Below are 21,280 nucleotides of genomic sequence, written 5' to 3' on the forward strand. Positions count from 1 at the left end.
GATTCCGGCCGCCGGAAGGCGGCTGCACCGGCCCGCGCATCACGCGTCCGGCCCGGTAATCCAAGGGGTCTTCCACGGGTCTTCCACGTAACCGTCCGGACGCCCTTCCCGACGCTCCGTCACGCCACGATCCGCATCTCCCGGTCCGTATTGTTGAGCCGCCGCCCGGCCGAATCCGTGCACGTGACAATATCCTCGATCCGTACACCGAATCGGCCCGGCAGATAAATCCCCGGCTCGATCGAGAAACACATCCCCGGCACCAGCGGCAAATGCTCGCCCGCCACCAGGTACGGCGGCTCGTGCGTGGTCACGCCGATGCCGTGGCCGGTGCGGTGGATGAAGTACTCGCCGTATCCGGCCGAGCGGATCACCTGGCGCGCCACGCGGTCGATGTCCTGGCAGGCCACGCCCGGTCGTACGGCCTCGAACGCCGCCTGCTGCGCCTCGCGCACCACGTCGTGGACCTTACGCTCCTCGGCGGACGGTTCACCCACATGGACCGTGCGCGTCGTGTCCGAGCCATAGCCGTCCAGCAGGCCGCCGAAGTCCATCACGACCATGTCGCCGGTCTCGATGACGCGGTCGCCCGCGTCATGGTGCGGATTGGCGCCGTTGGGGCCCGAGCCCACCACCGTGAAGTCGACCTGGGAGTGGCCGTTCTCGCGCAGCAGGCGCGCCAGGTCGGCCGCCACCTCCCGCTCCCGCCGCCCGGCGAACCGGAGCTTCACGATCTCCTCGTACGTGGCGTCCGCCGCCGCGCCCGCCGCCGCCAGCCGGTCCACCTCATAGGCGTCCTTGACCGCCCGCAGCATCGGCAGCACCTCGGTGAACGCGCCGTACGCCACCGCCGGTCGGGCCCGCTGCAGCGCCAGCAGGTGCAGCGCCCAGGCGTTGTCCGAGACGCCGTAGCGGCCGCGCTCGTCGAGCAGCGGGGCCAGCGCGGCGTACGGGTCCTGGCCGTCCGTCCAGCCGGTGACCGCCAACGCTCCGGCGCCCGGCGCGCGTTCGGCGTCGGGCCGCTCCAGCGCCGGCACCAGCAGCTGCGGCCGCTTCCCCCGGGTCAGCAGCAGTGCCGTCAACCGCTCGGAGGTGTGCGGCCGGTAGCCCGTCAGCCAGCCGAGGTCGGGACCCGGGGTGACGATCACACCGGCGAGGCCGGCGTCGGCGGCCGACACGGCGGCGCGCTCCATCCGGGCGGCGTACACGGCGGGGTCCACGGGACCTCCGGACTGCTTGCCGGGAACGGCAGTTGTATCGCTCATGGGGGCAGAGTAATCCGCAGGGAGGCGGTCGGCGGAGCATTTCTCTACCCCACGGTGGAGAGCCCCTCATCCGGCCGGATGAGACGCACCCCGACCCAGGGCCGATTTCCCCCGGATTCCGTTGTGACCACGGAACTTCCACGCCTAGCGTGTTGTCGCCCGTACCGAACTCTTATCCAGTCGTTCTTCCGCCGGGCGCATCACACGTTGAAGGAGCACCATGTTCCGAGCGATCGGTCGGTTCGCCGTCCACCGACCCTGGCTGACCATTGCGGGGTGGCTCATCGCCGCCGTGGCCCTGGCCATGCTCGCCCCGGGCCTCAAGTCGACCACGGATGAAACGGAATTCCTCCCTTCACATTACGAGTCCGTACAGGCGGGAAAACTTCAGGAAAACGCCTTCCCCAAGACCGAACAGCCCTCGGCCATCGCCGTCTTCCAGCGCGCGGACGGGGGAAAGCTCACCACCGCCGACCGCGCCGACGTCGCCAGGATCGCGGCCGGCCTCCAGGACAAGCACCGCGAGGGCATAGCCAAGGTGGCGACCAGCCCCCAGGCCGTGTCCCCCAACGGCGAGATCGCCCTGGCCAACATCGTCGCCGAGAAGGACAAGGGCAAGAACCCGGCCGACGAGACGGTGCCCAACGCCGTCAAGGACCTCCGTGAGGACGCCAAACCGCTCCTCAAGGAGACCCGGTTGAAGATGGGCATCACGGGTCAGGCGGCCACCGCGCTGGACTCCCGGGAGTCCAGCGGTGACACCGACGCCATGATCATGATGGCGACGCTGGTGCTCATCGTCGTCCTGCTGCTCGTCATCTTCCGCAGCCCGCTGATCGCCCTGATGCCGGTGCTCATCATCGCCGTCGTCTTCATGGTGGCCCTCGGCCTCATCGGCACCGCCGCCGACCTCGGCGGCCTGAAGGCCGACAACTCCATCTCCGCGATCCTGATCGTCGTCCTCTTCGGCGTCGGGACCGACTACATCCTCTTCCTCCTCTTCCGCTACCGCGAGGAGCTGCGGGCCGGGACGCAGCCCAAGGAGGCGCTGGTCAACTCCGTCGCCCGGGTGGGCGAGACCATCGCCTCGGCCGCCGGCGCCGTGATCGTCGCCTTCCTCGCCCTGCTGCTGTCCACCATGGGCATGATGCGGGCGATGGGCCCCTCGCTCGCCATCTCGGTCGCCGTGACGCTGGTCGCCGCGCTCACGCTCGTGCCCGCCGTCTTCTCGCTCCTCGGCACCAAGGCGTTCTGGCCCTCCAAGGCGTGGAAGAAGCGGCCCCGCACCCGCCTCGCCGACGGGCTCGGCTCCCTGGTCGCCCGCCGGCCCGGCGTCATCGCCGCGCTGTCCGCGGCCGTCCTCGCCGTCCTCGCCGTGGGCACCTTCAGCTTCAAGGCCGAGTTCGACACCGACAGCTCGCTCTCGTCCAAGCTGGAGTCCGTCCAGGCCATGAAGGACCTCCAGCGCGGGTTCTCCGCCGGGCAGTCCGACCCGGCGATGGTCTACGTCCAGTCGAAGTCCGGCGCACCGCTCGACAAGGGCGCCCTGGACACGTACAAGACCAAGCTGGAGGGCGTGGACGGCGTCGGCTCCGCCACCCTGACCACGACCAACCCCCAGGGCACCGTCGCCCAGTACAGCGTCGTCCTCAAATACCGCCCCACCGAGGACAAGGCCATCGAGCTGGCCGGCGGCCCACTGCGGGACGCCGCGCACTCGACGGCCCCCGAGGGAACGAAGGCGCTGGTCGGCGGCACGTCGGCGGTCCTCTCCGACGTCGAGAAGGCCGTCACCCACGACTACAAGCTGGTCTTCCCCGTCGCCGGTCTCGCCATCATGATCATCCTGGGCCTGCTGCTCCGCAGTCTGGTCGCGCCCGTCTATCTGATGGTCTCCGTCGCCCTGGGCTTCACGGCGACCCTCGGCGCGACGGTCTGGCTCTTCCAGGACCTCCAGCACAAGCACGGCCTGCTGTTCATGCTGCCGGTCATCGTCTATCTCTTCGTCGTCGCCATCGGCACCGACTACAACATCCTGATGGTCGCCCGGCTCCGCGAGGAGGTCCGGCGCGGCGTCCCGGCCCGCGAGGCCGTCCGCACGGCCGTCGCCCGCTCGACGCCGACGATCGCCTCGGCGGCGGTCATCCTCGCCGGTACGTTCGGCGTCCTGATGCTGGCCGACAACTCCATGCTCCAGCAGATGGGCTTCGCGGTCGCCTTCGGCATCCTGCTCACGGCCTTCGTCATGGCCATGCTGCTCGTGCCGACGATCACGTCCCTGCTGGGCCACAAGGCGTGGTGGCCGGGCCACCAGGACGCACCGCGCGTGGCACCGCCGGCCCACCCCTCCGCCCCGGCCTGGGCCGAGACCCAGGAGGCCCGCCGGTAGCGGCCGGCGCCCGCTCCCCGGACGTACGGAATCCGGGGAGCGGGCCCCGTGCAAACGGCCCCTGAAAAACAGAGAACCGCGGGTCCCTTCCGGGACCCGCGGTTCTCGTACGAGCCGACTGTCGGATTCGAACCGACGACCTTCGCTTTACAAGAGCGGTGCTCTACCAGCTGAGCTAAGTCGGCGTGTGCGATGCAGTCTACCCAGACTCGGCCCATGGCCAGGCCATGAATTTTTTCCCCCGGTCCGCGGCCCTCCACTGCTGACAACCGGCCACTCCACGGGTACCGTCACCGGCAACCCGGTCCAAATGGACTGGACCACTCCCTCTACTCGGATCGTCCGGCACGTTCCTGCCGGTGAAGGGACCGCAACACCATGGCCACGGTCACGTACGACAAGGCGACCCGCATTTACCCGGGTGCCGACAAGCCCGCCGTCGACCAGCTCGACATCGCGATCGAGGACGGTGAGTTCCTCGTCCTCGTCGGGCCTTCCGGATGCGGCAAGTCCACCTCGCTCCGGATGCTCGCGGGGCTGGAGGACGTCAACGGCGGCGCCATCCGCATCGGCGACCGCGATGTGACGCACCTGCCCCCGAAGGACCGGGACATCGCGATGGTGTTCCAGAACTACGCGCTCTACCCGCACATGACGGTCGCCGAGAACATGGGCTTCGCCCTGAAGATCGCGGGCGTCAACAAGACGGAGATCCGGCAGAAGGTCGAGGACGCGGCGCGGATCCTGGACCTCACGGAGTACCTGGGCCGCAAGCCCAAGGCGCTCTCCGGCGGCCAGCGGCAGCGCGTCGCGATGGGCCGGGCCATCGTCCGGGAGCCCCAGGTGTTCCTGATGGACGAGCCGCTGTCGAACCTCGACGCCAAGCTGCGCGTGCAGACCCGCACCCAGATCGCCGGGCTCCAGCGCCGCCTCGGCATCACCACGGTGTACGTCACGCACGACCAGGTCGAGGCCATGACCATGGGCGACCGGGTCGCGGTCCTGAAGGACGGCCTGCTCCAGCAGGTCGACTCGCCGCGCAATATGTACGACCGCCCGGCCAACCTCTTCGTCGCGGGCTTCATCGGCTCGCCGGCCATGAACCTGGTCGAGGTGCCGATCACCGACGGCGGGGTGAAGTTCGGCAACAGCGTGGTGCCCGTGTCGCGCGAGGCGCTGACCGCCGCCGCCGACCGGGGCGACCGCACGGTCACGGTCGGTGTCCGCCCGGAGCACTTCGACGTGGTCGAGCAGGGCGGCGCGGCGGCGCAGTCGCTCAGCAAGGAGAGCGCGGGCGCGCCCGCCGGTCTCGCCGTCACCGTCAACGTGGTGGAGGAGCTGGGCGCCGACGGATATGTGTACGGCACGGCGGAGGTCGGCGGCGACCACAAGGACCTCGTGGTCCGCGTCAACGGCCGGCGCGTCCCGGAGAAGGGCGCCCAGCTGCACGTCGTTCCGCGCGCCGGTGAGCTGCACGTCTTCTCGACGTCCTCGGGCGAGCGGCTGAGCGACTGACCGCACGGATCCCACCGGGTCCCGTACCGCCCCGCGCCGCTCCGGCGCGGGGCGGTACGCATTTCCCCCTCGGCACGGCAGATCCCCATCTGTCGATAAATATCCACGCAGACCGCGCCTTTCGAGCAGCGTTCGTCAATTTCACGCCCGCCCACTCGCCGAAATTACTCGCTCGAACGGGTGACTAAATGTCGCCCTATCGTTACCCCTCGCTACCATCTGCGACATGAACCAGGCCGCCCGCCGCATCGGCAGAACCCTCGCCCTCGTCCTCCCCGTCGTTCTCGTCCTTTCCGGGACACTCGCGGTCACCCGCGTCCCGTGGGCGGCGCCGACATCCGAGTCGCAGGTGCTCACCGCCTCGTCCGAGACCGCCTCCACCCAGGCCAAGGCCCCCCGTCAGGCCCATGAGGTGCTGCGGGACCGGCTGCTGACCGAGCTCCAGGAGAAGAACCCCGGCGAGGCGCTCACCGGCCTCCAGACGGCCGTGAACGGCCGCCCCTCGCTGGCCCGGCACTGCGCCGAGCTGGCCCGCGCCCTCGGCCGCGCCGCCGTCGCCAAGTACGGCCTCAAGGGCGCCCAGTCCTTCGCCCGCCCCGTCTGCGACACCTCGTACGCCGCCGGCGTCGCCCAGACCCCCTGACCGTTCCGCTCGGGCCCGGCCGCCCCACCCCGTAACACCCCGTAACACCCCGCACCACCGGGCGCTCCGCGGAGCGCCTCGCGCAGCACCCCGTACGGACCGCCCGTCATGCCGCCCGCACCCCCGCCCGGGCAGCCGCATATCGTGCGGAGCATGACCGGCACCGACCCGTACCCCACCCAAGCCGTCGTCCTGGCCGGAGGCCAGGGGTCGCGGCTGCGCCCCTACACCGACGACCGCCCCAAGCCGATGGTCGAGATCCCCGGCACCGGAACCCCGATCATCGGCCACCAGCTGGCCTGGCTCGCCGCCGAGGGGGTCACCGACGCCGTCGTGTCCTGCGGCCATCTGGCCGAGGTTCTGCAGGACTGGCTCGCGTCGGCCGAGCTGCCCCTCCGGGTGACCACGGTCGTCGAGCCGGAGCCGCTGGGCCGTGGCGGCGGCCTCAAGTTCGCCGCCGCCTCGCTGCCCCACCCGGACCGGCCCTGGTACGCCACCAACGGCGACATCTGGACCCGCTTCTCGCTGCGCGAGATGGCCGCCTTCCACCACGAGCGTGACGCGGTGGCCACCCTGGCCCTGGCCCGCCCCCGGATTCCCTGGGGCGCCGTGGAGACCAACGAGTTCGGGCAGGTCCTGGACTTCATCGAGTCCCCGCCCTCGCCCTATCTGATCAACGCGGGCGTGTACGTCTTCTCCGCCGCCTTCCGGGAGCTGCTGCCCGACCACGGCGACCACGAGCGCACCACCTTCCCCCGGCTCGCCCGCGAGCGGCGGCTGGCCGGCTTCCCGCTGCCGCAGGGCGCCTACTGGCGGGCGATCGACACCGCCAAGGACCTCACCGAGGCCGCCAAGGAGCTCGCCGGATAGCGGGCCGCCCGCCGGTACGTACGACGCCCCCGCACCGATCCGGTGCGGGGGCGTCGTACGTACCGCGCGTCAGCCGAGGAGACCGCCGAGGGCGCCCCCGCTGCGGGAGCCGCCGGTGGAGGAACCGCCGGTGGAGGAGCCGGACCCGCCTCCCGTGCTGCCGCTGCCCGTGCCCGTCGACGTCGAGGAGCCGGTGGGCGTGCGCGGCGCGGCCGGGGCGGCGGGCCGCTGCGGCGTCTGCGGCGCGGGGTGGACGTCCTGGCTGGCGCCGGGGCGCCCGGCGGTGCCGGCCGAGCTCGCCGGGGTCCGCGCGGCACCGGGGACGGCCGACGCGGTCGCGCTCGGGGTGGCCGTCTTACGGCCCGGCAGCGTGGGCTTGGGCGTGCCCGGGGTGGCCGAGCCCAGGTGGCCGCGCGAGGGCGAGCCGGTGCCGGGGCGCGGGAGCGGGGAGCCGGGGAGGTTGTTGGCCGGCGGGTCGGCGGGGCTGGGCACCCGGGCGACGTCGGAGGAGCGGACGGCGCCGCCGAGGGTCGAGCCGACCAGGAGGGAGAGGCCGATCAGGACCGTGGCCATGATCGTGCCCCGGCGCAGCACGCGGCGGCGCAGCTCCCACAGCTCGGCGCGCGGCCCGAGGCGCCGCCACGCCTCGCCGGCCAGCCGGCCGTCCAGGGAGTAGAACGGGGCGCCCGCGATGACCAGGGGGCTCCAGGCGGCCAGATAGATGATGTCGGGGGCGTCGTAGGCGGGGACGGTGCGCCAGCTGACCGTGACCAGCAGGGCCACCGAGAGCAGGACGCCGATGCCGGCCGCGAGGCGCTGCCAGAGCCCGAAGATGGTGAGGACACCGACGAGGACCTGGAGGAAGGCGACGGTGAGGCCGGCGCCCACGGGGTGGCTCAGCGCGAGGTCGCGCAGCGGGGAGGCGACCGCCCAGGGGTGCAGCTGGGTGAGCCAGGTGACCATGGAGCCGCGGCGGCCGCCGTCGAAGTAGACGGGGTCGCAGAGCTTGCCCATGCCGGCGTAGATCGAGATGAAGCCGAGGAAGATCCGCAGCGGGAGCAGGACGACGCCGAGGTTCATCCGGCGGCCGGGGTAGTAGGCGTGCCGGACGGCGTCGTTGCCCTGGCGCCGGGGGGCGTCGCCGTCGTCGCCGTACTCGCCCTCGCCGGGGCCGAACTCGTCGTAGCCGTACTGATCTTCGTCGTACGCGCTGCCGGTGGGGCGTACGCCGCGCAGCAGTTGGGGCCGGGGGGCGCTGGGGCTGCCGGGACCCACGGGGTCCACGAGCTCACCGGGGCCGGTGTGGTCCGCGGGACCGCGCGGACCGACGACCGTGGTGGGCGGGTCGTCGACCCGGATCCTGGGCAGCACCTGGGTGGACCCCGCGTCGCCGGGGACGGCGGAGTCCCTTACGGCCTGCAGGAGTTCGGTGGGCGCCGAGTCGCCGGGCGCGGTGCGGCCGCTCCACACGACGGGAGCACGGCGCTTGGCCGTGCTCTTGACCGTGGGCAGCCGCGCGGTGTCGGCGACCCCGGCGAACTGGCGGGCGACGCGCGGCGGCCGGGCGAGCTGCACGCGGAAACTCAGGTGGTTGACGACGATCTGCGCCGGGTCGGACGGAACCTTCACCGTACTCAGCGCGGGCTGGTCGTCGTACCCGGAAGAGCTTCCCCCCGTGGGTGTGCGGGGTGTTCTGGTGTCCACACTCATCTAACCGAGTGACTTCTGATTAGGACACTGCCTTGACCGGTTCGAACTGTCCGAGACGCGTCAAGGCTCCGAACGGCAAACGCCGGACGGGAGGAAAAACCCCCGTCCGGCGTTTAACGGCGTATTTCGGTGCACAGTGACCGCGAGCGGTCACCGCGGCGGCGATCAGGCCCGGCGGCGCGACGCCTCGTAGAGCACGACACCGGCCGCGACACCGGCGTTGAGCGACTCGGCGCCACCCGGCATCGGGATGCGGACGCGGAAGTCACAGGTCTCGCCGACGAGCCGGGAGAGGCCCTTGCCCTCGCTGCCCACGACGATCACGACGGGGCCCGACAGGGCGTCGAGCTCGTGCAGCTCGACGTCGCCGTCGGCCGCGAGGCCGACGACCGTGAGACCGGCCTTCTGGTAGCCCTCCAGCATCCGCGTCACATTGGTGCAGCGGGCCACCGGGGTGCGCGCGGCGGTACCGGCGGAGGTCTTCCAGGCGCTGGCGGTCATACCGGCCGCGCGACGCTCGGGGACGACCACGCCGTGGCCGCCGAAGGCGGAAACGGAGCGGACGACGGCGCCCAGGTTGCGCGGGTCGGTGATGCCGTCGAGGGCGACGATCAGCGGGTCCTCGCCGTCGTCGAACGCGGCGGCGGTGAGGTCCTCGGGGTGGGCGTACTCGTAAGGCGGCACGGAGAGGACCAGGCCCTGGTGGTTCAGGCCGTTGGTCATCCGGTCCAGCTCGGGGCGGGGGGCCTCCATGAGGTTGAGGCCCTTGTCCGCGGCGAGCTGGAGCGCCTCGCGGACGCGCTCGTCGTTGTCGACGTACTGCTGGACGTACAGGGTGTTGGCGGGCACACCCTCGCGCAGCGCCTCGACGACGGAGTTACGGCCGACGACGAGCTCGTTGGTGCCCTTGGGGCCGCCGCGGCGCGGGGCCGGGCGCTTGGACTCGTGCCGGACCTTGGCGCTGGCGAGGCGGTTCTTCTTGTGGCCCTTGCGCGCGGACGCGGGCGGCGTCGGACCCTTGCCCTCCAGGCCCCGGCGTCGCTGACCGCCGCTGCCGACCTGCGCGCCCTTCTTGTTGGACGTGCGGCGGTTCCTGCGCTGGCTGTTGCCGGCCATGGGTGCACCTGTTTCTTCACTGCTCAGAGTCGCTGGCCGCGACTTCTGTAAACGTACGTACGAAAAGTGTCCCTCAGGACGGACCGCGACGCTCGGATCGCGGGCTAGGACAGGGACCAGCGGGGGCCGGACGGGGTGTCCTCGATGGCGAGGCCGGACTGCTGGAGCTGATCGCGGATGGCGTCGGCGGTGGCGTAGTCCTTGCGCCCACGGGCGGCCTGGCGCTGCTCCAGCACCAGGCGCACCAGAGAGTCGACGACGCCGTGCAGGTCGTCACCGCGGCCGCCCGACGCGCCGGCCCACTGCTCGTCCAGCGGGTCGAGGCCGAGGACGCCCAGCATCGCGCGGACCTCCGCCAGCCGGGCGACGGCGGACTCCTTGTCGTCGGCGGTCAGCGCGGAATTGCCCTGCCGGACGGTGGTGTGGACGATCGCGAGGGCCTGCGGGACGCCCAGGTCGTCGTCCATGGCCTCGGCGAACGCGGGCGGGACCTCGGCGGACGGCTCGACCGGGCCGGCCATCTCCACGACGCGCTGGATGAAGCCCTCGATCCGCGCGAACGCGGACTCGGCCTCGCGCAGCGCCTCCTCGCTGTACTCGATCATCGAGCGGTAGTGCGGGGTGCCCAGGTAGTAGCGCAGCACAATGGGGCGCCAGTGCTTGACCATCTCGGAGACGAGGACGGAGTTGCCGAGGGACTTCGACATCTTCTCGCCGCTCATGGTGACCCAGGCGTTGTGCACCCAGTAGGCGGCGAAGGCATCGCCGAACGCCTTGGCCTGGGCGATCTCGTTGTCGTGGTGCGGGAAGATCAGGTCCAGGCCGCCGCCGTGGATGTCGAACGCCTCGCCCAAGTACTTGTGGGCCATCGCGGAGCACTCCAGGTGCCAGCCGGGGCGGCCGCGGCCCCACGGGGTCTCCCAGGAGGGCTCGCCGGGCTTGGCGGTCTTCCACATGGCGAAGTCGCGGGGGTCGCGCTTACCGGTCTCGCCCTCGGCGGACGGCTGGAGGAGGTTGTCCAGCTCGTGGTGGGAGAGCTCCAGATAGCCCGGGAACGAGCGCACGTCGAAGTAGACGTTGCCGTCGGCCTCGTAGGCGTGGCCGCGCTCGATGAGGCCGCGCATCATCTCGACCATCTCGGTGATGTGGCCGGTGGCGCGGGGCTCATAGGTGGGCGGCAGGCAGCCGAGGACGTCGTAGCCGGTGTTGAAGGCGCGCTCGTTCTCGTAGCCGATGGACCACCAGGGGCGGCCCTGCTCGCCGGACTTCTTGATGATCTTGTCGTCGATGTCCGTGACATTGCGGATGAAGGTCACGTCGTAGCCGCGGTAGGTGAACCAGCGGCGCATGATGTCGAAGTTGAGCCCCGAGCGGATGTGCCCGATATGCGGGGCGGCCTGCACGGTCGCGCCACACAGGTAGATCGAGACGCAGCCCGGGACGATCGGGGTGAAGTCACGGATCTGCCGGGCGCTGGTGTCGTACAGGCGAATGGTCACGCAACCAGGGTAGTGGGCCCTGAGCAGTGCCCCGGGCAATCGGCCGGTTCATTCGTCAGACGGCACACTTTGCCCCTTATTTGCTTTTTGCACCAAAAATACAATTCGCCGTGATAGCTTCCCGGCACGCCTTCCGCTTCCCGGCGGGCGCCGCGGAACCCTGGAGGGACGTTGCACTCCACGCTGCCGGTACAGCACGAGCAGCCGGGTGCCCGCACACAGGCGGCCCCGGAAGCGGCCCCAGGAGCGGCGACGGCGCGCCCAGCCGGCCGTGCCGTGCCGGAGGACGGCCCGCCGCGGCACGGCCGGCTGGGCGCGCTCGACGGGCTGCGGCTGTGCGCGGCGCTGATGGTGGTCGCGTACCACTACATGGCCTTCGGCAGCGACGTCTGGGGGCGGCCGGTGGCGGAGGCGTTCCCCGGGGCGCACCTGCCGGCGTCGTACGGCTGGCTGGGCGTGCAGCTGTTCTTCCTGATCAGCGGCTTCGTGATCTGCATGAGCTGCTGGGGCAAGGGCGTGGGCCAGTTCGCCGTCTCCCGTGTCACCCGGCTCTTCCCCGCGTACTGGTTCGCCGTACTCGCCGTGGCCCTCACCGTCCATCTGTGGCCGCCGGACGGTGAAACCCCCGAGCCGGGGGACATCGCCGTCAACCTGACCATGCTCCAGTCCCCCCTGGGGGTGGACCCCGTCGACGGGGTGTACTGGACGCTCTGGATCGAGCTCCGCTTCTACCTGCTCTTCGCGCTCGTCGTCCGTAAGGGGCTCACGTACGGGAGGGCCGTCGGCTTCTGCGTGGTCTGGGCCCTGGCGGCGGCCGTCGCGAGGGCGGTGGGCAACCCGGTGCTCGACCAGGTCCTGATGCCGGAGGACTGCTGGTTCTTCATCGCCGGCATCGCCTTCTACCTGATGCACCGCTTCCGCCCGAACCTGGTGCTCTGGCTGCTCGTGGCCGGCAGCTTCGTGATCGCGCAGCACTATCTGCTGATCGCCCAGACGCGGGCGGAGGGACATATGGGACGCCAGGTCCCGCAGTGGCCGACGGTGGCGCTGATGGCGTTCTTCTTTCTCGCCGTCATGGCCGTCGCGCTCGGCTGGACGCGGCGCCTGGAGTGGCGCGGGCTCACCGCGGCCGGGGCGCTGACCTATCCCCTCTATCTGATCCACGAACGCCTCGGCTGGACGGTCATCGAGCACGGCGCCGACCGGGTGCCCCGCCACGTACTGCTGCCCGCGCTCGTGCTGGCCATGCTCCTGACGGCCTGGCTCGTCCACCGCCTCGTGGAACGCCCGCTGGCCCGGGCGCTCGGCCGGGGCCTGCGGCGGGCCGTGACGGACATCCGGTCCGGGTGACACCCTCCATGGAAGGCGTCCGCGCGCGTGCCCGTACCGGCCCTGCACAACCCCTGCACAAGATCGGTTACGGAAGGGTCTTGGAATTACGGGAGCGACGGGAGATAACTGTCACGGCGGTGCGCGGACTTTCTGTGTCAGCATGCGTGCGACCGGCCCCTGCGTAGGATGAGCCGACCAAATTCACTGGAAGAGGACGACATGCGTTTCGCCGGACGAGGTGAACTCGAGGGCGGCCGTGCAGCAGCCGTCCAGCGGTCCGCCCCACGGCTCTACGTCCTGGACGGGCTCCGCATCATCGCGGCCCTGATGGTCGTGATGTTCCACTACGTCTCCCTGCGGGGCGGCTGGGGGCAGGACACCAGCGGCATCTTCCCCGAGCTGAAGCCGCTCGCGCAGTACGGGTGGCTCGGTGTGGAGGTCTTCTTCCTCATCAGCGGCTTCGTGATCTGCATGAGCACCTGGGGCAGGTCACTGGGCGACTTCGTGCTGTCCCGGGTGTCGCGGGTCTACCCCGCCTACTGGGTCGCGATCGGGCTGACGACCCTGATCGTCTCGCTCTGGCCGCAGGTCCGCCAGGTGCACAGCTACGACGACGTCCTCACCAACCTGACGATGCTCCAGACGGGCTTCGGTGTCTGGGACGTGGACGGCGTCTATTGGACGCTCTTCGTCGAGCTGAAGTTCTACGTATTGTTCGCGGTCGTGGTGGCCACGGGCGTGACGTACCGCAAGTGCGTGCTGTTCTGCGCGATCTGGACCGTGGTCGCGATGACCTCCACCCAGGCGGACAGCAAGCTGCTCACCATGTGGGCCATGCCGCTGTACGCGCCCTATTTCGTCGCGGGCATCGCCTTCTACCTGATGTACCGCTACCGCCCCACGGCACTGCTCTGGGGCATCGCGGGCCTCTCCCTGCTGCTCGCCCAGCACCACCTGACCAAGCGGGTCACGGACAACTCCACGCACGACATCGCGGTCTGGCCGGCCCGGCTGATCGTCCTCGCCGCGTTCGTGATCATGGCCCTGATCGCCTGTGGCGCCTTCAACAGGATCCAGTGGCGCTGGCTCTCCACGGCGGGCGCGCTCACGTACCCGCTGTACCTGCTCCACCAGTACATCGGCATGACCGTCATCTACGCCCTGCGGGAGAAGCTGCCGCCGTACGTGCTGGTCTTCGGCCTGATCGTGGCGATGATGGGGGCGGCGTGGCTGCTGCACCGGCTGGTGGAGCGGCCGATGGGGTCCTGGCTGCGGAAGATCATGCGGTCGAGCATGGAGGAGGTGCGGCGGCACTCGCCGGGGGCGCCTGCGGCGCGAGCGGCCGACAAGGCGGCGGCGCCGGAGCCGGAGCGGGTGGCCGCGCAGCGGCTGCGCGCGTACGGGCCGGCGGAGCCGGACCGTGTGGGCGCGGGGCGTCCGGACGGGACGTGAGTGTGGGGCGGGGGGTTTTCCCCTACCCGCCCCTTCCCGAATGTCCTCAATCGCCGGACGGGCTGAATTGTTGCCCGGAACCGGGCTGAGAGGTTGTTGCCCGGGCCGGGCGGAAAGCCGAGCTCGGACAGGGCGAAAATCCAGCCCGGCCGGCGATTGAGGCCACCGCGCGGCAGCGCGGAAAGGGGGCCCGGGGCGCCAGCCCCCGCCACGCGGCGGAGCCGCACATCGGATACAGCGGGAAGGGGCGGGGTGGGGAACCCTAGATCGACCCGACCACCCGCCGCGGAGCGACCCGCACAACCACCCGCTCCGCATCCTCCCCCGCCGCCGGGTTGAAGGCCGCGTAGTCCTTCCCCGTGTACTTCCGCGACAGCATGTCGATCAGGTCCTGACCACCCTCCGTGGTCATCGTCGCCGTCCCGCGGACCTCCGCGTACGTGTACGGCGCGTTGTGCGGGTTGATCATCACGCTCACGCGCGGGTCGCGCCGGAGGTTCTTCTCCTTGCGGCGGCCCACCGTGGTGGAGATCAGCAGGTCCTCGCCGTCGCGGATGACCCAGGTGACCGAGAGCTGGGGGCTGCCGTCGGGCTGGACGGTCGCCACGGTCGCGAAGACCGGGCTGTCGTCGATGAGCTTCTTCAGGTCGTCTGAGAGTGCGGCTGACACGGTACGGGTCCTTCCCTCGGCTGACGAACGACGTGGCGGACGCGGCCCGGACGGACGGCCGTGGGCGGCGTCGCCTCACCGTAAGGCGCCGGATACGCGAAAAGGGCCGTAAGGGGGCCGACAGCCCCCGAACAGCCCTCTCGCGTACTTCTCGCGAGGCGGGAAGCCCTCCGGCGCGGACGGCGCCCGTGAGAGCCCTCCGGCCCGTCAGCCCGCCGTGCGGTACACCAGCGCCGTGGCGACCGCCGCCAGGCCCTCGCCGCGGCCCGTGAGACCGAGCCCGTCCGTGGTGGTGCCGGAGACCGACACGGGGGCCTGGATCGCCGCCGAGAGGGCCTTCCGCGCCTCCTCGCGCCGGGTGCCGATCTTGGGGCGGACGCCGATCACCTGGATGGCGACGTTGCCGATCTCGAAGCCCTCGGCCCGGACGATCCGGGCGGCCTCGGCCAGCAGGGTGACGCCGGCCGCGCCCGACCACTCGGGGCGGTCCGTGCCGAAGTGCGCGCCGAGGTCGCCGACCCCGGCGGCGGAGAACAGCGCGTCGCACGCGGCGTGCGCCGCGACGTCGCCGTCGGAGTGGCCCGCCAGGCCGTGCGAGGCGCCCTCCCAGAGCAGGCCGGCGCACCACAGCTCGCGGCCCTCCTCGAAGGCGTGCACGTCCGTGCCGATGCCCACCAGGGGCAGCAGCGGGGTGCCGGGGGTGTCAGAAGCCATCGTTGGCCCTCCTGCGGGCGAGTACGGCCTCGGCCAGGACGAGGTCCAGCGGGCGGGTCACCTTGAACGCCTCCTCGTGGCCGGGCACCACGACGACCGGGGAGCCGAGCCGCTCGACGAGGCCCGCGTCGTCCGTGGCGCCCTCGCCCTCGGTGGCGAAGGCGGCGAACTTCTCGTGCGCCGCGTCGAGCGTGCGCCGGTCGAAGCCCTGGGGGGTCTGCACGGCGCGCAGCAGCGCGCGCTCGGGGGTGCCCACGACCGGCTCGGGCTCGCCCGTGGCGGCGCCGGTGCGCGGCTCGACCTGCTTGACGGTGTCGGCCAGCGGCAGCGCCGGTACGACGGCGGGCGCGCCCGCGCGCACGGCGGAGATCACGGAGTCGACGGTCTCGACGGGCACCAGGGGGCGCGCGGCGTCGTGGACGAGGACGGTGGTGACGTCCTCCGGCAGGGCGGCCAGGCCGCGGCGCACGGACTCCTGGCGGCTCTCGCCACCGGGGACGACCAGCAGCTCGGCGCGGTCGTGGCCGGTGAGGGGGTACGCGTCGAGGAGGGAGCGGACCTCGGCGGCGCCGTCCGGCGGTGCGACCACGACGACGAGGGAGACGGCGCGCGAGGCGGCCATCGACCGGACGGCGTGGACGAGCATCGGGGTGCCGTTGAGGGTGCGCAGCGCCTTGGGCGCACCGGGGCCCAGCCGGACCCCGCGGCCCGCCGCGGGGATGACGGCGGCGGTGCGCGAAAGGGTGGCGGCGGGTGCTCGATCAGACATTGCGATGGCGTTCAGGTTTGCTTCCTCGGCCGAATTGGGTATGGCCTCAGCGTGCCGGGCACTCCGCTCCGACCAGCCCCTTCCGTGACAAGCTGGTCGGGTCGGCTGCCCGAGCCCGGCACATCGAGCACGGTGTGAACGGTCGGCGCCCCACGGTCACTGAGCAGAGGTGCCACCGAGCAGAGATGCCGCAGCGCCCGGCGGATGACTGTCGTCATCACGCGGGCACCGCGGCACTTCTTTACGTCCGGCACCTGGCCTCATGTCCGGCGCCTCATGTCCGGCGGTGCGTCATCCCGGCGCGTCCCAGGACGGCGCCTCGTGTCGTCACCGCTTCGGGGCATGACGACGTCAGGACGCGAGGACCTCGTCGAGCAGGGCCTCGGCCTTGTCCTCGTTGGTGTTCTCCGCGAGGGCGAGCTCGCTCACCAGGATCTGGCGCGCCTTCGCGAGCATGCGCTTCTCACCGGCGGAGAGACCGCGCTCGCGCTCACGACGCCACAGGTCGCGCACGACCTCGGCGACCTTGATCACGTCACCGGACGCGAGCTTCTCGAGATTCGCCTTGTAGCGACGGGACCAGTTCGTCGGCTCTTCGGCATACGGTGCGCGCAGCACCTCGAAGACCCGGTCCAGCCCGTCCTGGCCGACCACATCGCGCACACCGACGAACTCCGCATTGTCCGCCGGCACCCGAACCGTCAGGTCACCCTGGGCGACCTTCAGCACCAAGTAGGTCTTGTCCACGCCTTTGATCTGGCGAGTTTCGATGGCCTCGATCAGCGCGGCCCCGTGATGGGGATAGACCACGGTGTCGCCAACCTTGAACGTCATGTGACAGGTACCCCTTCCGTGGCTATCCAGTCTAACACGGGAACTGCCCGTTCTGAATGGCGTTTTCGCAGGTCAGGGCATATCTCGGGGCTTGACAACAGCAACCGGAACGTGCTGCGGAGGGGTTCCGGAAGCGGGTATTCGCAGGTCGGAGCGGTTCTTCGGGCGGGGCGAAACGGGCACGTTACACCCGCCCGGAGTCCCTCGCGCGCTACCGAACGTCCCGTTTTGCCGGGGTCCGGTCGGCGGACTTCCGCTACTCCGTTCGGGGCGGGCCGCCCTTCGGCGCCCCGATTCCGGAATTGATCACCTTGAACTTGATCAATTCCCGAACGCCTTCCCGGAGCCCCTCGCATTCCTCGCGGATAATCCCCCGCGCGGAGTGCGGGACGTTCCTCGCGGTGTTGATGGGCGATATTCGGCCGTGCGCCCGAGCGAGGGCTAGTTGACCATGAGGGCGGGTCGGGTGCGGGGCCCCGGAGACGGCTCGGTAACCTAAGCCCCGCTGACACACCTCTTACTTCGTCCAAGGAGATGCCGCCGCCGTGAGCAGCAGCCTTCGACGCGGCGCTCTCGCCGCTTCCGCCCTCGTGCTCTCGATCGCCTCGCTCACCGCCTGTGCGGCGGGTAACAGCGCCCAGACGCTCGAGGTCAAGCCGGACAACGCCGCCACGTCGGTCGGCGCCATCAAGCTCCAGAACATCAGCGTGATCACCCAGCCGGACCTCAAGTCCACCGGCCCGGCCGTGATCACCGGCAAGCTCTTCAACAACGGCCGCACGGACCAGACGCTGGAGAAGGTCACCCTTCCCGGCAAGTCCGGCGCGACCGTGAAGCTCACCCCGGCGGGCGGCTCCGGCCGCCTCGTCGTGCCGGCGGGCGGCTCGATCGTCCTCGGCGGCAAGGGCAACGCCGCCGCGGTGCTGCCGAACGGCCGTGAGGCGCTCAAGGACGGCGAGCAGCAGAAGCTGACCTTCGACTTCAGCGAGACGGGCGACGTGAACATCGGCGCCTTCGTCGTCCCGGCGACCAGCTACTTCAAGGAGTGGGGCCCCGAGTCGGCCGCTCCGGGGCAGTCGGACAAGCAGGGCGCCAAGCCGGGCGACAAGCCCGGCAAGCCGTCCGGCACCCCGTCCGGCAAGCCCTCGGGCACCCCCGGGACCCCGGCCGGCGCCACGGGCGCCCAGCAGGGCGAGCAGGACGGCCAGCAGCACGCCGGCCACTGACGGGGACACCCCGCGCACGCCGAGGGGCCCGGAAGCATTCCGCTTCCGGGCCCCTCGGCGTGTCCCGTACGTCCCGCGCGAGGCGACGGCGCGTCCCCCGTACGGGCGGTCCTCCCGGCCGTACGGCGGGGCGGACCGCCCCGCCGCGCCACCGGGTCTCCCTACGGCTCGAACTTGTAGCCCAGGCCCCGGACCGTGACCAGGTAGCGGGGCGCGCCCGGGTCGGGCTCGATCTTGGCGCGCAGCCGCTTCACATGGACGTCGAGGGTCTTGGTGTCCCCCACGTAGTCGGCGCCCCACACGCGGTCGATGAGCTGCATCCGGGTGAGCACCCGGCCGGCGTTGCGCAGCAGCATCTCCAGCAGGTCGAACTCCTTCAGCGGCAGGTCGACCTTGGCGCCGGAGACGGTGACGACGTGCCGGTCGACGTCCATCCGGACCGGGCCGGCCTCCAGCGCGGCCGGCGAGACCTCCTCGGGCTCGCCTCTGCGGCGCAGGACGGCCCGGATGCGGGCCACCAGCTCCCGGGAGGAGAAGGGCTTGGTCACGTAGTCGTCGGCTCCTATTTCCAGCCCGACGACCTTGTCGATCTCGCTGTCCTTGGCCGTGACCATGATGACGGGCACGTTGGAGCGCCCGCGGAGCTGCCGGCAGACCTCCGTGCCGGGCAGGCCGGGCAGCATCAGGTCGAGCAGGACGAGGTCGGCGCCGTTGCGCTCGAATTCGTCCAGCCCGTCGGGGCCGGTGGCCGCGATGGCGACCTCGAACCCTTCCTTGCGGAGCATGTAGGACAGGGCGTCGCTGAAGGACTCCTCGTCCTCTACGACGAGCACACGCGTCACGGATGGACCTCCGGTCGGATTTCTGTGCGGGTACGGGGGGTCGCTTCCCGGCCGCGGTTCACGGACGGACCTCCCGGGCGGGGAGGGTGTCGTCGGGGAAGGAGGAAAGGCTTTCGTGCGGCTCCAGCAGCGTGTGGTCGCTGTAGGGGTCGCGGTCGCGCACGGCGCCGGCCTCGGGGAGCCGCAGGGTGAAGGTGGAGCCCTGGCCCTCGGCGCTCCAGACCGTGACCTCGCCGCCGTGCGAGGCGGCGACGTGCTTGACGATGGCGAGGCCGAGGCCGGTGCCGCCGGTGGCGCGGGAGCGGGCCGGGTCGACGCGGTAGAACCGCTCGAAGATCCGCTCGCGGTCCTTCTCGGAGATGCCGATGCCCTGGTCGGTGACGGCGATCTCGATGAGGTCGCCGCCGGGGGCGGTGATGTGGCGGGCGGCGATGCCCACGCGCGTGCGCGCGGGGCTGTAGTTGACGGCGTTCTCGACGAGGTTGCCGAGGGCGGCGGCGAGCTGGCCTCGGCTGCCCCAGACGTGCAGGTCGGCGGTGCCCCCGGCGGCCATGGTGATCTGCTTGGTGCCGGCCTGGTGGCGGCAGCGGTCGATGGCCTCGGCGACGAGCTCGTCGACCCGGACGGGCTCGGAGTCCTCCAGCGGGTCGTCGTTCTGCACCCGGGAGAGGTCGATGAGCTCCTGGACGAGGTTGGTCAGCCGGGTGGCCTCGATCTGCATCCGGCCGGCGAAGCGGTGGACGGCCTCGGGGTCGTCGGAGGCGTCCATGACGGCCTCGGAGAGCAGCGAGAGCGCGCCGACGGGTGTCTTGAGCTCATGGCTGACGTTGGCGACGAAGTCCCGGCGGACGGCCTCGATGCGGCGGGCCTCGGTGAGGTCCTCGACGAGCAGCAGGACGAGCCGGGAGCCGAGCGGCGCGACCCGGGCGGAGACCGCGAGGGCCTCGCCCCGGCCGGTGCCCCGGCGCGGCAGGTCCAGCTCGACCTGGCGTATCTCACCGTCGCGGCGGGTGTCGCGGGCCATCTGGAGCATCGGCTCGACGGCCAGCTTGCCGCCGCGGACGAGTCCGAGGGCGTACGCGGCGGAGCTGGCCTTGACCACGGCGTCGGCCTCGTCGAGGACGACCGCGGAGGAGCGCAGCACGGAGAGGACGGTGTCCACGCCGGGCGGCAGCACGGCGTCGGTGTGCAGGGAGCTGCGGGTGGGCCTGGCCTGATCGCGCTCGCTCCAGCGGAACGCCAGCATGGCGATCACTCCGGTGCAGAGACCGGCGATCGCTGCCGCTGCGGCGACGGCCGCGTCCACGTTCATGAGTCCAGGTTATGCGGCGGCGAGGGCACATCCACAGCCAAACGGGGGGCGGCTCGAACATACGTTGCCGAGAGTTCACCTTCAGGTCGGCGTCGGTTCACTCCGGATGCCGACGGCCGTCGCGTTCCGGCCGCAACGTGGGACCGTGGGCAGGACGTCGGATCCCTCGCCCCAGTGATTTTCCGGAGAAAGAGGTTCAGGCCATGCGGGACGCGTACCACGAGGAGCTTGACTCGATCGGCGAGAGCCTGGTCGAGATGGCCCGGCTCGTGGGCTCCGCGATCGGGCGCGCCACCACGGCGATCCTGGACGCGGACCTCAAGCTGGCGGAGTCCGTGATCGCCGCGGACTCGAAGGTCGACGACCTCCAGCGGGACCTGGAGGCGCGGGCCATCGCGCTGCTGGCGCGGCAGCAGCCGGTCGCCACGGACCTGCGGATCGTGGTGACGTCGCTGCGGATGAGCGCGGACCTGGAGCGCTCGGGCGACCTCGCCCAGCACGTGGCCAAGCTGGCCAGGCTGCGCTTCCCGGAGACGGCGGTCCCGCGCGACCTGCACGCCACCATCCTGGAGATGGGCCAGCTGGCGCAGCGGCTGATGGCCAAGGCCGGCGAAGTGATCATCACCAAGGACGTCGACCTGGCGCTCCAGCTGGAGCAGGACGACGACGCGATGGACCTGCTGCACCGCGCGCTCTTCCAGCACCTGATGGACGACCGGTGGAAGCACGGCATCGAGACGGCCGTGGACGTGACGCTGCTGGGCCGCTACTACGAGCGCTTCGCCGACCACGCGGTCTCGGTGGCCAAGCGGGTGGTGTATCTGGTCACCGGGGAGCACGCGGACGAGCTCACCCAGTCCGAGGGGCGCACCAGCACGGTGGAGAGCGCGTAATCGCCGTACGTGCTTCCATGCGCCCTGAATGCGCCCGTACAGGCGTGCGTGCAGGGCATTGACGACCGAGGCGGGCGGTCCTTGACTGGGTGACAGCAGACCACCCTTCGAGGAGGTACCGCATATGACCCAGACCCCTCCTGCGGCACAGCCCAGGTCCGCTTGCACGTGCGGTCCAGGTTGTTCCTGCGGCTGCCAGTCCGGCGGGCCGTGCCAGTGCGGCGGCGGT

18 protein-coding genes and 1 tRNA gene are annotated in these 21,280 nt (G+C 71.2%); 8 read left to right on the forward strand and 11 right to left on the reverse strand.

Annotated elements, in window-relative coordinates:
* Positions 1 to 119 precede the first annotated feature (119 nt).
* Entirely contained in the window at positions 120 to 1,265 is a 1,146-nt protein-coding gene (locus AF335_RS10065; RefSeq protein WP_102918017.1) for an aminopeptidase P family protein, read from the reverse strand.
* 220 nt (positions 1,266 to 1,485) lie between these two features.
* On the opposite strand from AF335_RS10065, the gene AF335_RS10070 reads away from it, so the two are divergent.
* Positions 1,486 to 3,654, forward strand: a complete 2,169-nt coding sequence (locus tag AF335_RS10070) for an MMPL family transporter (protein WP_102918018.1) — start codon at positions 1,486 to 1,488, stop codon at positions 3,652 to 3,654.
* Positions 3,655 to 3,766: 112 nt separating this feature from the next.
* Here the strand turns inward: AF335_RS10070 and AF335_RS10075 are convergent.
* Positions 3,767 to 3,839 (reverse strand) — tRNA-Thr (locus AF335_RS10075).
* A gap of 193 nt (positions 3,840 to 4,032) precedes the next feature.
* Here AF335_RS10075 and AF335_RS10080 point away from each other — a divergent pair.
* From AF335_RS10080 to AF335_RS10090, 3 genes are all read left to right on the forward strand, one after another.
* Positions 4,033 to 5,169 carry an ABC transporter ATP-binding protein gene (locus AF335_RS10080; protein ID WP_102918019.1) on the forward strand — a complete coding sequence of 379 codons (1,137 nt, stop codon included), beginning with the start codon at positions 4,033 to 4,035 and terminating at the stop codon, positions 5,167 to 5,169.
* A gap of 226 nt (positions 5,170 to 5,395) precedes the next feature.
* Positions 5,396 to 5,812 carry a hypothetical protein gene (locus tag AF335_RS10085; protein WP_102918020.1) on the forward strand — a complete coding sequence of 139 codons (417 nt, stop codon included), beginning with the start codon at positions 5,396 to 5,398 and terminating at the stop codon, positions 5,810 to 5,812.
* 153 nt (positions 5,813 to 5,965) lie between these two features.
* The gene (locus AF335_RS10090; protein WP_102918021.1) at positions 5,966 to 6,682 is read left to right on the forward strand and encodes a nucleotidyltransferase family protein; all 717 of its coding nucleotides are present in this window, start codon (positions 5,966 to 5,968) and stop codon (positions 6,680 to 6,682) included.
* A 69-nt stretch (positions 6,683 to 6,751) separates the two neighbouring features.
* On the opposite strand, the gene AF335_RS10095 is transcribed toward AF335_RS10090, so the two are convergent.
* From AF335_RS10095 to cysS, 3 genes are all read right to left on the reverse strand, one after another.
* Positions 6,752 to 8,392, reverse strand: a complete 1,641-nt coding sequence (locus AF335_RS10095) for a DoxX family protein (RefSeq protein WP_221504997.1) — start codon at positions 8,390 to 8,392, stop codon at positions 6,752 to 6,754.
* 165 nt (positions 8,393 to 8,557) lie between these two features.
* Complete coding sequence (gene rlmB / locus AF335_RS10100) at positions 8,558 to 9,508, reverse strand: 23S rRNA (guanosine(2251)-2'-O)-methyltransferase RlmB (RefSeq protein WP_102918023.1); 951 nt, start codon at positions 9,506 to 9,508, stop codon at positions 8,558 to 8,560.
* Positions 9,509 to 9,612: 104 nt separating this feature from the next.
* The gene (gene cysS / locus AF335_RS10105; RefSeq protein ID WP_102918024.1) at positions 9,613 to 11,007 is read right to left on the reverse strand and encodes a cysteine--tRNA ligase; all 1,395 of its coding nucleotides are present in this window, start codon (positions 11,005 to 11,007) and stop codon (positions 9,613 to 9,615) included.
* A 171-nt stretch (positions 11,008 to 11,178) separates the two neighbouring features.
* Between cysS and AF335_RS10110 the strand changes: the two genes are divergently transcribed.
* Positions 11,179 to 12,357: an acyltransferase family protein gene (locus AF335_RS10110; RefSeq protein WP_228773299.1), complete on the forward strand. Its 1,179-nt coding sequence runs from the start codon at positions 11,179 to 11,181 to the stop codon at positions 12,355 to 12,357.
* Positions 12,358 to 12,558: 201 nt separating this feature from the next.
* Positions 12,559 to 13,791 carry an acyltransferase family protein gene (locus AF335_RS10115; protein ID WP_102918025.1) on the forward strand — a complete coding sequence of 411 codons (1,233 nt, stop codon included), beginning with the start codon at positions 12,559 to 12,561 and terminating at the stop codon, positions 13,789 to 13,791.
* Between the two features lie 262 nt (positions 13,792 to 14,053).
* Here AF335_RS10115 and AF335_RS10120 read toward each other — a convergent pair whose 3' ends face one another.
* The 4 genes from AF335_RS10120 to AF335_RS10135 all read right to left on the reverse strand — a co-directional run bounded on the left by AF335_RS10120 (position 14,054) and on the right by AF335_RS10135 (position 16,778).
* Complete coding sequence (locus AF335_RS10120) at positions 14,054 to 14,461, reverse strand: PPOX class F420-dependent oxidoreductase (RefSeq protein ID WP_102918026.1); 408 nt, start codon at positions 14,459 to 14,461, stop codon at positions 14,054 to 14,056.
* A gap of 207 nt (positions 14,462 to 14,668) precedes the next feature.
* Complete coding sequence (gene ispF, locus AF335_RS10125) at positions 14,669 to 15,175, reverse strand: 2-C-methyl-D-erythritol 2,4-cyclodiphosphate synthase (RefSeq protein WP_102918027.1); 507 nt, start codon at positions 15,173 to 15,175, stop codon at positions 14,669 to 14,671.
* Positions 15,165 to 15,944: a 2-C-methyl-D-erythritol 4-phosphate cytidylyltransferase gene (gene ispD, locus AF335_RS10130; protein ID WP_102918028.1), complete on the reverse strand. Its 780-nt coding sequence runs from the start codon at positions 15,942 to 15,944 to the stop codon at positions 15,165 to 15,167. Before ispD ends, ispF begins: the two co-directional genes overlap by 11 nt.
* A gap of 351 nt (positions 15,945 to 16,295) precedes the next feature.
* Positions 16,296 to 16,778, reverse strand: coding sequence for a CarD family transcriptional regulator (locus tag AF335_RS10135; protein WP_003953493.1), 483 nt, complete (start codon positions 16,776 to 16,778; stop codon positions 16,296 to 16,298).
* 545 nt (positions 16,779 to 17,323) lie between these two features.
* Here AF335_RS10135 and AF335_RS10145 point away from each other — a divergent pair.
* On the forward strand, positions 17,324 to 18,004 hold the full coding sequence (locus AF335_RS10145; protein WP_244926983.1) for a copper chaperone PCu(A)C domain-containing protein: 681 nt from the start codon (positions 17,324 to 17,326) through the stop codon (positions 18,002 to 18,004).
* A gap of 161 nt (positions 18,005 to 18,165) precedes the next feature.
* Here the strand turns inward: AF335_RS10145 and phoP are convergent, their stop codons facing one another.
* Entirely contained in the window at positions 18,166 to 18,837 is a 672-nt protein-coding gene (phoP, locus tag AF335_RS10150) for a two-component system response regulator PhoP (RefSeq protein WP_483409770.1), read from the reverse strand.
* A 67-nt stretch (positions 18,838 to 18,904) separates the two neighbouring features.
* A complete protein-coding gene (gene phoR / locus AF335_RS10155; protein ID WP_102918030.1) occupies positions 18,905 to 20,158 on the reverse strand; it encodes a two-component system sensor histidine kinase PhoR in 1,254 nt (417 codons plus the stop codon).
* A 203-nt stretch (positions 20,159 to 20,361) separates the two neighbouring features.
* Here phoR and phoU point away from each other — a divergent pair, with 203 nt between their 5' ends.
* On the forward strand, positions 20,362 to 21,051 hold the full coding sequence (phoU, locus tag AF335_RS10160) for a phosphate signaling complex protein PhoU (protein WP_102918031.1): 690 nt from the start codon (positions 20,362 to 20,364) through the stop codon (positions 21,049 to 21,051).
* Positions 21,052 to 21,280 lie beyond the last annotated feature (229 nt).

It is taken from the genome of Streptomyces eurocidicus, from assembly GCF_002891295.1.
Lineage (GTDB): Bacteria > Actinomycetota > Actinomycetes > Streptomycetales > Streptomycetaceae > Streptomyces > Streptomyces eurocidicus.

Coding starts and splice junctions, on each gene's coding strand:
- ispF (WP_102918027.1), bottom strand. CDS start 15,175: ATGGCTTCTGACACCCCCGGCACCCCGCTGCTGCCCCTGGTGGGCATC.
- rlmB (WP_102918023.1), bottom strand. CDS start 9,508: ATGGCCGGCAACAGCCAGCGCAGGAACCGCCGCACGTCCAACAAGAAG.
- phoU (WP_102918031.1), top strand. CDS start 20,362: ATGCGGGACGCGTACCACGAGGAGCTTGACTCGATCGGCGAGAGCCTG.
- AF335_RS10085 (WP_102918020.1), top strand. CDS start 5,396: ATGAACCAGGCCGCCCGCCGCATCGGCAGAACCCTCGCCCTCGTCCTC.
- AF335_RS10135 (WP_003953493.1), bottom strand. CDS start 16,778: ATGACGTTCAAGGTTGGCGACACCGTGGTCTATCCCCATCACGGGGCC.
- AF335_RS10095 (WP_221504997.1), bottom strand. CDS start 8,392: ATGAGTGTGGACACCAGAACACCCCGCACACCCACGGGGGGAAGCTCT.
- AF335_RS10065 (WP_102918017.1), bottom strand. CDS start 1,265: ATGAGCGATACAACTGCCGTTCCCGGCAAGCAGTCCGGAGGTCCCGTG.
- phoR (WP_102918030.1), bottom strand. CDS start 20,158: ATGAACGTGGACGCGGCCGTCGCCGCAGCGGCAGCGATCGCCGGTCTC.
- ispD (WP_102918028.1), bottom strand. CDS start 15,944: ATGTCTGATCGAGCACCCGCCGCCACCCTTTCGCGCACCGCCGCCGTC.
- AF335_RS10115 (WP_102918025.1), top strand. CDS start 12,559: ATGCGTTTCGCCGGACGAGGTGAACTCGAGGGCGGCCGTGCAGCAGCC.
- AF335_RS10070 (WP_102918018.1), top strand. CDS start 1,486: ATGTTCCGAGCGATCGGTCGGTTCGCCGTCCACCGACCCTGGCTGACC.
- AF335_RS10090 (WP_102918021.1), top strand. CDS start 5,966: ATGACCGGCACCGACCCGTACCCCACCCAAGCCGTCGTCCTGGCCGGA.
- AF335_RS10080 (WP_102918019.1), top strand. CDS start 4,033: ATGGCCACGGTCACGTACGACAAGGCGACCCGCATTTACCCGGGTGCC.